Source organism: Roseicyclus persicicus, from assembly GCF_012395815.1.
Lineage (GTDB): Bacteria > Pseudomonadota > Alphaproteobacteria > Rhodobacterales > Rhodobacteraceae > Roseicyclus > Roseicyclus persicicus.
In genome coordinates this window covers 504,616-519,456 of the sequence record NZ_JAAZQQ010000002.1, presented here as the reverse complement: position 1 = coordinate 519,456, position 14,841 = coordinate 504,616, and the positions used below count along the sequence as shown (strand labels likewise).

Below are 14,841 nucleotides of genomic sequence, written 5' to 3'. Positions count from 1 at the left end.
GGCCGGTTCCGTTTCCGGGCCCCCTGCCCTAGCCGAGCCCCGCCCCCGCGGTCAGCCCGTTGACCGAGGCGACCAGCGCGTCGCGGTCGATGCGGAACTGGCGGTAGAGGTCGCCGATGGTGCCGGTCTGGCCGAAATGCTCCACCCCGTGCGGGATCGTCCGGTGCCCGGCCACCGAGCCGAGCCACGCCAGCGTCGCGGGGTGGCCGTCGATCGCGGTCACCAGCGTGCAGTGCCGGGGCAGCGGGGCGAGGAGCCGCTCCACATGGGCCAGCGCGTCCGGGTTGCCGCGGGCCCGTTCCCGCTGCGCCGCGGTCCAGCCCGCGTTCAGCCGGTCGGCCGAGGTCACGGCCAGCACGCCCACGTCGCGCCGCCCGCCGGCGATGAGGCCCGCCGCCGCGATGGCCTCGTCGGCGACGGCACCCTGGTAGGCGATCACCACCTCGCAGTTCGGCCCCGGCGGGCGCAGCCAGTAGGCCCCGTCGATGGCGCCTTGCCGGAACGCGTCGTCGTGGCGCTTGCCCGGCTGCTCCAAGGGCTTCGTCGTCAGCCGCAGGTAGACCGACCCGCCGGTCTCGTCCCTGAGCCATGTCCGTTCGTCCGGGTCGCCTTCGCCATCCCGCTGGAGGTAGTCGAAGGCCCATTCGAGGATCACCGCCAGCTCGTCGGCAAAGGCCGGCTCGAAGCTCGCCAGCCCGTCCTGCGCCATGCCGGTGAGCGGCGTGCCGATCGACTGGTGCGCGCCGCCCTCGGGGGCCAGCGTCACGCCCGAGGGCGTGCCGACGATCAGGAACCGCGCGTCCTGGTAGCAGGCGTAGTTCAGCGCATCGAGGCCGCGGTGGACGAAGGGGTCGTAGACCGTGCCGATGGGGATGAGGCGCTTGCCGAACAGGCTGTGCGACAGGCCCGCGGCGCACAGCAGCAGGAACAGGTTCATCTCGGCGATGCCCAATTCGATGTGCTGGCCCTGCGGGGCGAACTCCCACTTCGCGGTCGAGGGGATGCGGTGCTCGATGAAGGCGTCCTCGCGCGCGGTGCGGGCGAAGAGCTTGCGCCGGTTCACCCAGGGGCCGAGGGACGTGGTGCCGGTGACGTCCGGCGAGGTGGTCACGATCCGCGCCGCCAGCGCGCTGTCGCCCTTGGCCAGATCGTCGAGGATCTTGCCGAAGGCGGCCTGGGTCGAGATCTCCCGGTCGGTCGAAATCTCGATCCTCGGCGCGGGCAGCTTGGCGTCGGTGAAGCGGCGCGGCCCCTTGGCGAAGAACGGCACCCGGTCGAGGAACGCCCGCAGGGCGGCTACGTCGGCCACGCCCGCGAGGGGCTCCCACTCCTGCCCCTCGGGCACGCCCATGTGGCGCTGCCAGTCGGCCATCTGCGCCTTGGTCATCAGCCCGCCGTGGTTGTCCTTGTGGCCCGCGATGGGGGTGCCCCAGCCCTTGATGGTGTAGGCCAGGAAACAGGTCGGCCGGTCGTGGTCTATCCGCGCGAAGGTCTCGGCCATGGTCTGCACGCAGTTGCCGCCGAGGTTCTCCATCAGCGCGGCCAGCTCCGCGTCCGTCCGCCGGTCGATCAGCGCGGTCACGTCGCCCTGGTCGCCGAGGTCGTCCATCAGCCGCTTCCGCCAGACCGCGCCGCCCATATAGGTCAGCGCGGCGTATTCCGCGTTGGGGCAGCGGTCGATCCAGTCGCGCAGTGCCTCGCCGCCGGGCTCGGCAAAGGCCGCCCGCTGCAGCGCGCCGTATTTCACCCTGACCACGTCCCAGCCGAAGGCGTCGAAGATCTTCTCGATGCGCCCGAACAGCCCCTCGCGCACGATCCCGTCGAGCGACTGGCGGTTGTAGTCGATGATCCACCAGCAATTGCGCAGGTCGTTCTTCCACCCCTCCTGCAGCGCCTCGTAGACGTTGCCCTCGTCCAGCTCCGCATCGCCCACCAGCGCCACCATCCGCCCGAGGGGCTGCCCCGCGCCCCAGTCCTTGGCGGCGACGTAATCCTGCACCAGCGAGGCGAAGGCCGTGATCGCGACGCCGAGGCCGACCGAGCCGGTGGAGAAATCCACGTCGTCCACGTCCTTGGTGCGGCTGGGGTAGCTCTGCACCCCGCCGAGGCCGCGGAACGCCTCCATCCGGTCACGGGTCTGGTTGCCCATCAGGTACTGGATCGCGTGGAACACCGGCGCGGCGTGGGGCTTGACCGCCACCCGGTCCTCGGGCCGCAACGCCGAGAAATAGAGCGCGGTCAGGATCGACACCATCGAGGCCGACGACGCCTGGTGCCCGCCGATCTTGATGCCGTCCACCTTGGGGCGGATGTGGTTGGCGTGGTGGATCATCCAGTGCGACAGCCACAGAAGCCGCTGCTCGATCGTCTTCAGGTGGCGGGCGTCCGCGGTCATGTCGGTCCTCCGGGTCTGGTCCTGTGCGCAGCGCGGATCGTCGGGGATATCGGCCGGGGCCTCAAGGCCCCGCCGCCGGCGCACATGTCGCAACCGGTCCTTGGCGGCTTTCAGAATCGCCGCGCCGGCCGTAGGGCTTGTCGCTACGGAGGAGTGGCCGAGCGGTTTAAGGCACCGGTCTTGAAAACCGGCGTGCGGGAGACCGTACCGTGGGTTCGAATCCCACCTCCTCCGCCACCGACCCCTGTCTCACCGGCCCATAGCAAGACCGCTTGGAATTTCCCCTGTATCGACGGGACTTGCGGGTGCTCGCGCCTGCCTGAGACGCACCGTGAGAGCTCACGGGCTCATGCCGCGCGAATACGTCAACCGGTCGGAGAAAGAACAAAACCGGAAGAGACTTACTAGTGATCGAGGATGCTCCGGGGAGCAGGTCACCACCCTCCTCCAGGCGCGTGGCGATGTGCGGCGTGATCGTCCCGGAACCTTCGTGAGCGTGAGATGAAAGTTCTCGCCCGCTGTCGGAATGGACCGGCAAAGCGCGACCGACGGGTCAGCTTGACCTTGCGAAATGCGGGATATTTGCACTAGCACGTCAGCGCGAGACCGCGAGCGCCGCAAGGGCGCGGCGCTGCATGACACATGAGGCACAGATGGCCGAGGATGCGACGCTGGACACATTGGGCCTGCTCTGCCCGCTGCCGGTTCTCAAGGCGCGCAAGCGGTTGAAATCCATGCAGCCGGGGCAGGTGTTGCGGCTTCTGGCGAGCGATCCGGCGGCTGTTGTGGATGTGCCCCATTTCTGCGCCGAAAGCGGTCACGAGCTTCTGGGGGTCGAGGACGCGGGCGACGGCGCGCAGGCCTATCTCATCCGGCGGACATGATCCCGAACGAGGCATAGGGGATGTAGCGGACCGGATCGCCCGGCGCGATGGCACAGGCCTCGTCCGGCAATTCCACAAGCCCCGTGGCCCAGCTCAGCCCCGAGATCCGCCCCGACCCTTCCGAGGCGAAGACCTCTGCCGCGCCATCTTCTGTCAACCGTGCGCGCAGGAATTCGCGCCGCCCGGCCTTTTTCTTCTTGGTGAAGGCCGCGGGCACGGTGAAGCCCTGGGGGTCCAGCCAGCCCGCCCCCGCCAGGAGCGACAGCGCGGGGCGGGCAAAGACCAGGGCACAGGTGAGCGCCGCGACCGGATTGCCGGGCAGGCCAAAGACCGGAACCCCACCCCAGAGGGCCAGCGCCAAGGGACGGCCCGGTTTGACCGCGATCCGCCAGCTCGACAGGGTGCCGCGCTCGCGCAACAGCCGCGAGACATGATCCTCGTCCCCTGCCGAGGCGCCGCCCGAGGTCAGGATCGCATCGGCATGCCGCGCCCCGTGATCGAGCCGCGCCGCGATCACATCGGCATCATCGGGCGCATGGCCCAGATCGACAGGCTCAAAGCCCCAGGCGGCGATCAACGCCAGGAGCATGGGGCGGTTGGCATCGAAAATCTGGTGCGGGGCGGCATCCCGGGCAGGATCGGGCAGAAGCTCGTCCCCGGTCGACAGAACGCCCACCCGCAGGCGACGATGCACGGCCACGCGCGCCACGCCGACAGCCGACAAAAGCGCCAGATCGGCGGGGGTGAGCCGGCGACCCGCGGGCAGGATCGTCGCGCCCTCGGTCACGTCCTCGCCCGCCTTGCGGGTGTTGATCCCGCGCTTGACCGGCCCGTCGAAGGCCACGACCTGCCCATCGGTGGCGCAGTCTTCCTCGAGCACGACGGTATCGATCCCGTCGGGCAGGATCGCGCCCGTCAGGATGCGCAGGGCCTGACCGGGCGGCACCTCCCCGTCAAAGGGTTGGCCCGCCGCCGCGCGACCGGGCACAAGCGGCAGGCGCTGCACCCCGTCGCCCGTCGCGGCATGGGCGAACCCATAGCCATCGACCGCGGAATTGGGGCGCGGCGGGTTCGACCGGCGCGCCGTCACGGGGGCGGCCAGGATGCGGCCCTGCGCCCCGGCTGTCGGCACATCCTCGGGGACGGTCACGGCGTGCAGCCGCGCGCGCAAAAGGGCCAGCGCCTCATCGACCGGCACCCAGGCCACACCCTGCGGCATCGCGAAACAGTCGTTGCGCAGGCGCGGCGGGATCAGCGCGTCGCTCACAGCCCCACCTCCGCACGGATGAACCGGGCGATGCCCGCGACATCGTCCAGATCGAACCGCGGCAAGGCGCTGTCCACCGGCCCGTCGGCGGCGATGGCGCGGATGGTGGGGTTGTGCAGCGCCAGGAGATCGCGGCCCGCTGCCTTGCGGTGGGTTTCGATCTTGGGGTGCGGTGCAGTCTTGTACCCCTCGATCAGCACCAGATCGCAGGGATCGAGATGGGCGAGCAGATCGGACAGCGCGGGTTCCTCGGCCCCGCGCAGCTCGGTCATCAGCGCCCAACGGACCGGCGAGGCCACGATCACCTGCCCCGCCCCCGCCTGGCGGTGGCGATGGCTGTCGCGGCCGGGATGGTCGATCTCGGTCGCGTGATGGGCATGCTTGACGGTCGAGATGCGCAAACCCTGCCCCACCAGCTCCGCCACCAGCCGTTCGGTCAGCGTGGTCTTGCCGGTGTTCTTCCAGCCGGTGACGCCATAGACCCTCATGCCGCGCCCATCAGCGCTTCGGCGGCCGCGATATCCTCGGGCGTGTTCACGTTGAAAAAGGGATCGAAGGGCGCGCTGTCAAAGACCGCCTGACCCGCGCCATGGCCATCGGTCCAGATCACGATCTTGCGCAACCCGCCGACGAGCGCCGCGCGCAGATCGTCGCGCAGCGCCACGGGCCAGAGGCCGAAGGTCGGATGGCGCTGCACCCGCCCGGTCTCGTCCGGGCTTGCGGCAAGGCAAAGCCCCGAGGAACCGGCTGACGCCTGCAACCGCGCCACCAGATCGGTGGGAAAGAAGGGCGTGTCGGCCGCCGCCGTGACGATGGCCGTGGCCCCCTGCCCCGCCGCCCAATCCAGACCCGCCAGAACCCCGGCCAAAGGTCCCGGGTGATCGGCAAGGCTGTCGGCAACGACCGGCAGCCCGAATTCCGCCAGCCGCGCGGGATCGCCATTGGCGTTGATCGCCATGGCGCCGCATTGGGGCCCAAGCCGGTCGATCACGTGATCGATCAGGCGTCGCCCGCCCACCTCACGCAGACCCTTGTCGCCGCCGCCCATGCGGGTGGCCCGGCCACCGGCCAGAATGACCCCCAGCGGCGCGCTCATCCGTCATCCTCCGCGCCCTTGCGGCGGTGGCGGCGGTCCTCGTCGGGGACAGCGGACAGATCGGCATCGCGGATCAGGCGGCTTTCGCCCGACAGGCACACGAACCTCTGCCCGCGCATCCGCCCGATGAGCGTCAGGCCAAGCTCCTGCGCGATCTCCACCCCCCAGGCGGTAAAACCCGAGCGCGAGGCAAGGATCGGAATGCCCATCATCGCCGTCTTGATCACCATCTCGGAGGTCAGGCGGCCCGTGGTGTAGAGGATCTTGTCCGCCGCAGGCACATCATGGTGCAGCATGAAGCCCGCGATCTTGTCGACCGCGTTGTGGCGTCCGACATCCTCCATGTAGACCAAGACCTTGTCGCCCTGGCACAGCACCGTGCCATGGATCGCGCCTGCGGTCAGGTAGAGCGAGGGCAGCGTGTTGATCTGCCGCGAGAGCGCGTAAAGCCAGCTTGTGCGCAGCTCCGCCTCGGGCAGGGTCACACCTTCCAGCCCCTCCATCATGTCGCCAAAGACGGTGCCCACCGCGCAGCCCGAGGTGCGGGTCTTCTTCTTCAGCTTGTCCTCGTAGCTTGTCTGGCGGTCGGTGCGCACGACGACGGTTTCGATATCCTCGTCATAGTCCACGCCGGTCACCCGGTCGCCATCGCGCAACATGCCCTGATTGCGCAGGAAGCCAAGCGCCAGGTATTCGGGGTAATCCCCGATGGTCATGGCGGTGACGATCTCCTGGCTGTTGAGGTAGATGGTCAGGGGCCGTTCCTCGACCACAGCCAATTCCACCTCGGCGCCGGTGTGATCATGCCCACGCACCGCGCGCGTCAGACGTGCGGCCTCGGGATCGGGCAAAAGGGGCAGCTTTGGCAGCATGGACGCTCCTGCGTGGTGGTTGGTGATGTATAGCGCATGGGCCGGGAGGGGCCAGCGCACATCACCGGCTGGCACGGTCCAGAAACTCGACAAGGGCCTGCCGGTCTGCGGGATCGGCCACGCGTTGATCGGGCATGCGCGAGCCGGGCGTGTAGATCTCGGGGCCCACCTCGAACAAGGCCGCAACGGTTTCCGGCGTCCAGACGATGTCCAGATCCCGCAACGCGGGCGAAAAGGCGTAGCCCTCGACCGACGCGATGGGCCGGTCGAAAATGCCGTGCAGGCTGGGCCCCGCGCGCGAATGATCGCCCGGTTCCAGCGAATGGCAGATGGCACAGGCGCGCCAGACCTCGGCCCCACGGCTGCCGTCGTCATAGGCATCGGCGATGACGCTTTGCGCCTGCCCGATCCGCGCGCCATCGGCGATGGCGTGGCGGCGGATCGTTCCCGATGCCCCGCCCGCGACCAACGTGTCGCCCGCAAGCGCCAGCGCCCAGACCGGCCCCCCCTCGGGCGCGATCTCGGCGCGGACCTGCAAGGTTTCCGCCCCGAGAATCCAGATCGTGCCATCGACCGCTGCCGCCACGACCGTATCGGGCGACGCGGTGACGGCAACCAAGGGCCGTTCGCTCAGGAACCGTTCGGGCAAGACCTCGCCGTCGGGCGAGAACAGCCGCAGGGCGCCCTCGGCAAAGATCACGGCCAGCCTGTCGCCGACGCGCGCCAACCCGTTCGGCAGATCGGGCAGACCGGCGCTGGCCTGAAGCGACAGCGACCGGTCCCAACGGGCAAAACGGAGATCGCCGCCCACGCTGACCAGATCGCCCGAAGGCAGAAAGGCCAGCCCCGCGAGCCGACCGGTATGGGCCTGCACGCTCGCGATCTCGCGCCCATCCAGGCCCATGAGCACCAACCGCCCGTCCCAGAAGCCGACCGCGATCACCGACGCATCCGGCGCGACCGCCAGCGCGGCAACCGGCGAAACGCCATGCGGCGTGGCAAAGACCGGATCGCCTGCGTCACCCCAAAGTGCGACCCGCCCGTCCTGTCCGCCCGTCAGGTGCCGCCCGTCGGCCAGCAGTGCGGTCGCGGTGACATTGCCGTCATGAAACCGTTCGACGCCCCGCGCGGTCTGGAGATCGGGCGACCAGATGATCGTCCGCCCGTCGAACCCGCCCGAAATCAACCGGGTGCCATCGGCTGCCAAGGCGCTGACCGGTCCCGCATGGCCTGACTGGCCCTGCGCTGCGGCAACGGCAACGAAAGCAGGCACAAGGACCCCTGCGCACAGCAGGGTGCGAAGACCACGCAACACGATGCGCGCGACCTCGTGAGATCAGTTGGTCAGCAGGTTCGAGCCGGGATCGCCCACGCGCGCGCCTTCGGTGGTGAAGGCTGCCGAGGCCGGGGTCTGGTAGCTGTCGTTCAGAACGAAGGACGCGCCAGCGGCAAGCGCGACGGCAAAGATCACGGCGGCGAGGAAAGCTTTCATGGTGGGTCTCCTGTCAGGTGCGGATCGGCTGGGCCGCCCGCTGTCGGGGTTCCAGCCCGGCCAGAACGGCCCGGGCGATCTGTTGATAGAGTCTGCCCAGCGGACCATCCGGGTCGCGGGCGGTGATGGGCTGGCCCGCGTCCGAGGCCGCGCGCAGCTCCACGGTCAGGGGAACAGCCCCGAGGAAGGGAACGGCAAGCCGGGCAGCCTCGGCCTCGGCACCGCCCTGGCCAAAGATGGCATGCGCCCCACCGCAATCGGGACAGATGAAATGCGCCATGTTCTCGACGATGCCAAGGATCGGCACATCGACCTTGCGGAACATCGAGATGCCGCGCCGCGCGTCGATCAGCGACAGATCCTGCGGGGTCGAAACGATCACGGCCCCCGACAGGCGGGTGCCCTGTGCCAGGGCCAGTTGCGCGTCGCCCGTGCCGGGCGGCATGTCGACCAGCAGGATATCGAGCGGTCCCCAATCCACATCCGCCATCATCTGCGTGATGGCCGACATGACCATGGGTCCGCGCCAGACCATCGCGGCCTCGGCCTCGACCAGCAGGCCCATCGACATCGCCTTGAGGCCATAGGCCTGCATCGGCTTGAGCTTGCGGCCCGCAGCCTGCGGTTTGCCATGCAGGCCCAGAAGTGTGGGGAGCGACGGCCCGTAGATATCGGCGTCAAGAATGCCGACAGACAGGCCCTGCGCCCGAAGCGCCAGCGCAAGGTTGACCGTGGTGGTGGATTTGCCAACGCCCCCCTTGCCGGAAGCGACCGCGATCACGTGGCCCACCGCGGCCAGCGGATCGGGCTTTTCGGCCTTGGGCGTGGTCAGCGACGGCGGGGCGGGTTTCGCACCCTGCGTTTCGCTGGTCAGGACGACAAAGGCGCTGGTCACGCCGGGCAGACGGCGCAGGCGGGCCTCTGCCTCATCGCGCAACGCGGCAAGCGCGGCCGCCTCGGCCGGGCTCGTGCGGATCGACAGGTTGACACGATGGCCGTCGACCGTTGCCCCGGACAGCCGGTCCGAGGCGACAAGCGGGGTGCCATCGGGCAATGTCAGGCCCTGCAATGCCTCGATCACCTGGTTGTCGTTCGTGTCCGACACGGGTTCCGTCCATCGGATTTGAGGCGAAATCGGCCCCATGCGTCCTTCGCACGGGGCCGAACAATGGTTTCGTCAGGGCGCGATCACTCGGCCGGGTGCGGGCGCGCCTTGGAGCCGGTGTCGCCCTTCACTTCCTCGACCCAGAGCGAGTGATGCTCTTTCGCCCAGTTCTCGTCGACCTCGCCCGAGCCCATGGCATCGAACGCGCCCTCCATCCCGACAGAGCCGATGTAGATGTGCGCGATGATGATGGCCGACAGGACGGCGGCCGTCAGGGCGTGGATGGTCTGGTAGAACTGCCAGTCGGCGAAGGTCGCCACCTCGTTCGGGAAGAGCATCATCACGCCGGTGAAGGACAGCGCCGCGCCACCCAGGACGACCGACCAGAAGATCAGCTTTTGCCCGGCGTTGAACTTCTTGGCTGGCGGGTGAACGCCCTTCTTCAGAAGGCCGCCACCCTGCTTGATCCACTCCATGTCGACCTTGTTGGGGATGTTGTGGATCAACCACAGCACCACGATCATGACCAGGGCGACCATGAAGGGCCAGGCCAGGAAGTTGTGTGCGATCTTGCCCCATGCGCTCAGCGTGCCGAACGCGCCCTCACCGATCATGGGCAGCAGGACCGTGCGCCCGACGATGATGTTGAGCCCCGACAGCGCCAGGATGATGAAGGTCGAGGCAAGGGTCCAATGCGCGAAACGCTCGATCGCGTTGAAGCGCAGGATCTTGCGGCCCGACATCCCGCCATCGATGCGGATCTTGCCCCGGACGAGGTAGAACAGCGTCAGAAGCGCGACCATGCCGATGACGGCCCAGATCGAGATCGTGTGCAGCGTCTCGCCCTGCAGCGCCGCCCAAACCCGGTTTTCCGGCGCGATCAGCTGGCCCGCATGTGCATCGGGAATGGTGATGCGCCCGGTGACGCTGCCGCCATTGCCCAGCGCTTCGAAGAGCGCGTCCTCGGTCACCGATTGCGCGGTCGGATTGACCTGCGCGATGGCCTGCGGCGCGAAGAGGCCGAGCGTCAGGGCAAGCCCCAACGCAACGACCAGACGGTGGATGTTATGTGCCATCTTCATTCCCTTCAGACCGTCACGGTTTCGCCATAGGCCGTGCGCCAGCCCCAGGCACCCGAACCGTAGCCACGCGTCACGACACGCTCGCGGTAGATTTCCGCGATGATGTCGCCGTCCCCGGCCAGGAGCGACTTGGTGGAACACATCTCCGCGCAGAGCGGCAGCTTACCTTCCGCAAGGCGGTTGGAGCCGTACTTGATGTATTCCACCTCGCTCATGTCCGGCTCGGGACCGCCCGAGCAATAGGTGCATTTGTCCATCTTGCCGCGCGTGCCGAAGTTGGCGGTCTGCGGATACTGCGGCGCACCGAAGGGGCAGGCGTAGGAGCAATAGCCACAGCCGATGCAGGTGTCCTTGTTGTGAAGGACCACGGCATCATCGGTCGTGTAGAAACAGTCGACCGGGCAGACCGAGGCGCAGGGCGCATCGGTGCAGTGCATGCAGGCCATGGAGACCGAGCGTTCGCCCGGCAGGCCATCGTTGATGGTGACCACGCGGCGCCGGTTGATGCCCCACGGAACCTCATGCTCGTTCTTGCAGGCGGTGACGCAGGCGTTGCATTCGATGCAGCGGTCGGCGTCGCACAGGAACTTGAGACGTGCCATTTGCTATTTGCTCCTTCAGGCCGCGGCGATCTGGCAAAGGGTGACCTTGCCTTCGTGCATCCCGGTCACGGGGTCGTAGCCGTAGGTGGTGATGACGTTGACGGATTCGCCAAGGACGATGGGGTCGGTGCCTTCGGGGTACTTGCCCCGCTGGTCCTCGCCCTGGAACCAACCCGCGAAGTGGAAGGGCATGAAGGCCACGCCCGGCCCGACGCGTTCGGTCACAAGCGCCTTGACGCGCGCCCGCGATCCGCCCTCGGGGCCGGTCACCCAGACCCACCCGCCATCGACGATCCCGCGCGACGATGCGTCGGCCGGGTTGATCTCGACGAACATGTCCTGCTGCAATTCCGCAAGCCACGGGTTCGACCGGGTTTCCTCGCCACCGCCCTCGTATTCCACCAGACGGCCCGAGGTCAGGATGATCGGGAACTGTTCCGCCACGCGGTTTTCCAGGTTGGCGGTCTGCAGCGTCAGGCCGATGTTCGGCATCCGCTGCTGACGGCCGTCCTCGCGGGTCGGGTATTCGGCGACCAGGTCGGCGCGCGGCGAATAGATCGGCTCGCGGTGGACCGGGATCGGGTCGGGCAGGTTCCACGCCACCGCGCGGGCCTTGCCGTTGCCGAAGGGCACACAGCCATGCTGGAGCGCCACCCGCTGGATGCCGCCCGACAGGTCGAGCGACCAGGACACGGCGGCCATCGCCTCGGGGTCGTTGTTGCCGATGCTCTGGATCGTGGCCAGCTCCTCGGGCGTCAGGTCGGTATCCCAGCCGAGCTGCTGCAGCACACCATAGGTGAACTGCGGATAGCCGTCCTCGATCTCGGACCCTGCGGGCCAGCTGCCTTCGGCGAGCAGGGTTTCCCCGTCGCGGTCAAGGCCAAAGCGCGGACGGAAGGCACCGCCGCCCTCCATCGGGTGCAGGTTCGTGTTGTAGAGGATATGGGTGCCCGGATGGCGCAGCTCGGGCGTGCCCCAGCAGGGCCAGGGCAGACCGTAGTAGTCACCGCGGATTTCCTCGGGCGCGTCGGGCAGGGCCCGCAGCGTGACGAGGTCGAAATGCTGCTGGTTGGCCATATGCGCCTTGAGCCGCTCGGGGCTCTGGCCGGTGTAGCCGGTCGACCAGCCACCCCGGTTGATCTCGCGCAGCACGGATTCCGGCGTGGGTTCCATGCCGAACTTGCCCTGCACCATCTCGTAGTTCTTGAACATCTCGTCCGCAAACCCGAGGCGTTCGGCCAGGCCGTAGATCACCGCATAGTCATTGTCGGATTCGAAGATGGGTTCGACCACCTTCTCGCCCCACTGGACCGAACGGTTGGACGCCGTGCGCGAGCCCGAGCATTCGAACTGCGTGCAGATCGGCAGCAGGTAGGTGTTGTCGGTGCGCGAATGCAGCGCCGCGAAGGTCGTCGGATGCGGGTCGGCCACCACCAGCAGGTCGAGCGCATCCATGCCGCGCTGCGCGTCCTGCATCCGGGGCACGGTGTTGCCGCCATGGCCGAACACGAGCATCGCCTTGATGTTGTCGGCCTGGTCGATGTCCTCGGGGTCGATCGTGACCGCGTCGAACCAGCGGGTCGAGGTGATCCCGGCCACTTCCATGTTCTGTTCCGGCGTGCGCGCATCGCGCCCGCCCTTGGCGGCCACGGCGTCGAACCGGCCCACGAAATACTCGTAGGGCACATCCCAGACGCGCGCCCAGTGCTGCCACGCCCCCGCGCCCAGCCCGTAGTAGCAAGGCAGGTTGCCCACATCGAGACCGAAGTCGGTCGCGCCCTGCACGTTGCAATGGCCGCGGAAGATGTTGGCACCATTGCCCTCGCCGCCCACGTTGCCGGTGGCCAGAAGCAGGTTGTTGTACATCCGCACGTTTGCGGTGCCGACCGTGTGCTGCGTGCCGCCCATGCACCAGATGAAGGTCGAGGGGCGTTCATTGGCGAATTTGTCGGCGGCGCGACGCAGGGTCTCGCCGTCGATGCCGGTGATCCGCTCCACCACCTCGGGCGGATAGGCCCGCGTCTCTTCGCGGATCTGATCCATGCCCCAGACGCGGCTCGCGATGTAGTCGCGATCTTCCCAGCCGTTCTCGAAGATGTGCCAGAGCATCCCGTACATCACGGCGATATCGGTGCCGGGACGGAAGCGGACATATTCGGTCGCATGCGCCGCGGTCCGGGTGAACCGCGGGTCGAACACGATGACATTCGCGCGCTGCGTTTCCTTGCCTTCGAGGATGTGCTGCAGCGAGACGGGATGCGCCTCGGCCGCGTTCGATCCCATGAAGATCACGGTCTTGGAGTTGCGGATGTCGTTGTAGCTGTTGGTCATGGCGCCGTAGCCCCAGGTATTCGCAACGCCCGCCACGGTCGTGGAATGGCAGATGCGCGCCTGGTGGTCGACGTTGTTGGTGCCCCAGAAGGCCGCGAACTTGCGGAACAGGTAGGCGCCTTCGTTCGAGAACTTGGCGGAGCCCAGCAGGTAGACGGAATCCGCGCCCGACCGGCCGCGGATCTCGGTCATCTTCTCGGAAATCTCGGTCAGGGCCTGGTCCCAGCTGATCCGTTCCCAGGTGCCGCCGACCTTCCGCATCGGATACTTGATCCGGCGGTCGCCATGCACGAGCTCGCGCACCGATGCGCCCTTGGCGCAATGCGTGCCGCGGTTGATCGGGCTGTTGTACGCCGGCTCCTGGCCGACCCAGACGCCGTTCTGGACCTCGGCCTTCACCGTGCAGCCCACCGAGCAGTGGGTGCAGATGTTGGTGCGGATCTCGATGGGCTGCGACATGTCGGTGAAGCCCTCGGCGGCCTCCACCCGACGGGTCATGCCGGCACCCAGCGTGCCCAGTGCGGCCAGACCGCCGACGGTCAGACCAGAAGCCCGCAGAAAGCTGCGGCGATCGAGCGGGCGGGCCGAAACGGCATTCGCCATCTGTGACAGGCGCCCGGTCGAGGCGGTGTCACCGTTTCTGCGCTTAACGAGCATCAGTTGGTACCCCGGGGATAATAGCGGTTGGTCCGGTAGTAGGTCTCGACATGTTCAGTCAGCTGGTAGCGGGCGCGCGTGCGCTCATCGCCCGTTTCCTGCGCAAAGGCAGGCCGCGCCGATCCGGCGCCGAGTGCGACGGATGCGGTTGCGCCGACAGCCGTGGTCCCGAGAAAAGCCCGCCGGCTGATCGGAGTGGGTGTCTTGCTGGTCATGTCGTTCCCCTTTCTGCTTCGGTTCAGGCCCGTGACCTGTCCGAGTGTCGTTCATTCGTATGGTCGGACCGATGGCCGGTCCCTGCGTCAGGCCGCGAGCGAAAACGCCCGCGCCTCGATGTCCACGAGCAATCGGCCAACCTCGGCGACCGCCCGGTAGAAGGATGCGCTCGGCGCGATGGCGAGATCGTCGAAGAACTGCGCCGCCCACGGCTCGATGTGCCGACCGAAGAAGGCGGCCTGAATCGTCGCCGGCGTCTGCACCGCCCCCGAGGCAAGATCGGCCATCACCTCGAACAGCAGCGCGATGTGGTCCTCGGGCTCGAATCGCCCCTCGGCTCGCGCGATCCCCAAACGGGAAAGATCGGCCCTGACCTCGGCCAGCGGCCGTTCGTTCAGGAAGCCGGTCTGGTAGAAGCTGGCATAAGGCAACAGCTCGCCCCGACCGACGCCGATGAAAAGCTCGAAGAACTCCCGCTCGACCTTTGCCGCATCGGTCGCGCGCGCGGCGCGGGCCAAGGCCGTGACGGCCTGCCCAAAGGCAGTGGCGTCGCCGGCAAGACCAGCAACACCGTTCAGGATCTCCTGCGAGGGCGCGGCCGCAAGGAGGGTAGCCACGAAGCGATAGGTATCGCCTCGTGCTGCGTTCTCCACATCACTAGCTGGCCGGCTTTCCGGCTTGCTGGTTTTCATGAGTCGCGTTCTCTTCCCTCACGCGGTCATTGTATATGATCGCATGCCCTAGCCCAACAGCATTGCCAGCGGGGCCGTCTGGTCAAGCGAAATTTGTCAAATGCATGCATTTTTTCCGGATGCCCCGGTCGGTTTTTTTCGAACCCACAG

General features: G+C 67.8%; 14 protein-coding genes and 1 tRNA gene. 2 read left to right on the top strand and 13 right to left on the bottom strand.

Annotation, left to right across the window (positions count from 1 at the left end; genetic code table 11):
• Positions 1 to 28: 28 nt before the first annotated feature.
• A complete protein-coding gene (locus tag HCU73_RS07885) occupies positions 29 to 2,395 on the bottom strand; it encodes a 1-deoxy-D-xylulose-5-phosphate synthase N-terminal domain-containing protein (protein ID WP_168622870.1) in 2,367 nt (788 codons plus the stop codon).
• Between the two features lie 147 nt (positions 2,396 to 2,542).
• On the opposite strand from HCU73_RS07885, the gene HCU73_RS07880 reads away from it, so the two are divergent.
• Positions 2,543 to 2,632 (top strand) — tRNA-Ser (locus tag HCU73_RS07880).
• Positions 2,633 to 3,048: 416 nt separating this feature from the next.
• Entirely contained in the window at positions 3,049 to 3,279 is a 231-nt protein-coding gene (locus tag HCU73_RS07875; protein ID WP_168622869.1) for a sulfurtransferase TusA family protein, read from the top strand.
• Here the strand turns inward: HCU73_RS07875 and HCU73_RS07870 are convergent.
• From HCU73_RS07870 to HCU73_RS07815, 12 genes are all read right to left on the bottom strand, one after another.
• Complete coding sequence (locus tag HCU73_RS07870) at positions 3,263 to 4,546, bottom strand: molybdopterin-binding protein (protein WP_338052031.1); 1,284 nt, start codon at positions 4,544 to 4,546, stop codon at positions 3,263 to 3,265. The genes HCU73_RS07875 and HCU73_RS07870 overlap by 17 nt on opposite strands.
• Positions 4,543 to 5,034 carry a molybdopterin-guanine dinucleotide biosynthesis protein B gene (gene mobB / locus HCU73_RS07865; RefSeq protein WP_168622868.1) on the bottom strand — a complete coding sequence of 164 codons (492 nt, stop codon included), beginning with the start codon at positions 5,032 to 5,034 and terminating at the stop codon, positions 4,543 to 4,545. The genes HCU73_RS07870 and mobB overlap by 4 nt, the downstream gene beginning before the upstream one ends.
• Complete coding sequence (gene mobA / locus HCU73_RS07860) at positions 5,031 to 5,642, bottom strand: molybdenum cofactor guanylyltransferase MobA (protein ID WP_168622867.1); 612 nt, start codon at positions 5,640 to 5,642, stop codon at positions 5,031 to 5,033. The genes mobB and mobA overlap by 4 nt, the downstream gene beginning before the upstream one ends.
• Positions 5,639 to 6,514: a formate dehydrogenase accessory sulfurtransferase FdhD gene (locus HCU73_RS07855; RefSeq protein ID WP_168622866.1), complete on the bottom strand. Its 876-nt coding sequence runs from the start codon at positions 6,512 to 6,514 to the stop codon at positions 5,639 to 5,641. The genes mobA and HCU73_RS07855 overlap by 4 nt, the downstream gene beginning before the upstream one ends.
• A gap of 61 nt (positions 6,515 to 6,575) precedes the next feature.
• Positions 6,576 to 7,787, bottom strand: coding sequence for a c-type cytochrome (locus tag HCU73_RS07850; RefSeq protein WP_338052030.1), 1,212 nt, complete (start codon positions 7,785 to 7,787; stop codon positions 6,576 to 6,578).
• 63 nt (positions 7,788 to 7,850) lie between these two features.
• The gene (locus HCU73_RS07845; protein WP_168622864.1) at positions 7,851 to 8,006 is read right to left on the bottom strand and encodes a hypothetical protein; all 156 of its coding nucleotides are present in this window, start codon (positions 8,004 to 8,006) and stop codon (positions 7,851 to 7,853) included.
• Positions 8,007 to 8,019: 13 nt separating this feature from the next.
• A complete protein-coding gene (locus tag HCU73_RS07840) occupies positions 8,020 to 9,111 on the bottom strand; it encodes a P-loop NTPase (RefSeq protein ID WP_168622863.1) in 1,092 nt (363 codons plus the stop codon).
• 83 nt (positions 9,112 to 9,194) lie between these two features.
• Complete coding sequence (locus HCU73_RS07835; protein WP_168622862.1) at positions 9,195 to 10,187, bottom strand: formate dehydrogenase subunit gamma; 993 nt, start codon at positions 10,185 to 10,187, stop codon at positions 9,195 to 9,197.
• A gap of 11 nt (positions 10,188 to 10,198) precedes the next feature.
• Positions 10,199 to 10,795, bottom strand: a complete 597-nt coding sequence (fdh3B, locus tag HCU73_RS07830) for a formate dehydrogenase FDH3 subunit beta (protein ID WP_168622861.1) — start codon at positions 10,793 to 10,795, stop codon at positions 10,199 to 10,201.
• Between the two features lie 15 nt (positions 10,796 to 10,810).
• The gene (locus HCU73_RS07825; protein ID WP_168622860.1) at positions 10,811 to 13,783 is read right to left on the bottom strand and encodes a formate dehydrogenase subunit alpha; all 2,973 of its coding nucleotides are present in this window, start codon (positions 13,781 to 13,783) and stop codon (positions 10,811 to 10,813) included.
• A complete protein-coding gene (locus HCU73_RS07820) occupies positions 13,783 to 13,998 on the bottom strand; it encodes a hypothetical protein (RefSeq protein WP_168622859.1) in 216 nt (71 codons plus the stop codon). The genes HCU73_RS07825 and HCU73_RS07820 overlap by 1 nt, the downstream gene beginning before the upstream one ends.
• Positions 13,999 to 14,085: 87 nt before the next feature.
• Positions 14,086 to 14,691: a TorD/DmsD family molecular chaperone gene (locus HCU73_RS07815; protein WP_168622858.1), complete on the bottom strand. Its 606-nt coding sequence runs from the start codon at positions 14,689 to 14,691 to the stop codon at positions 14,086 to 14,088.
• Positions 14,692 to 14,841: the final 150 nt, after the last annotated feature.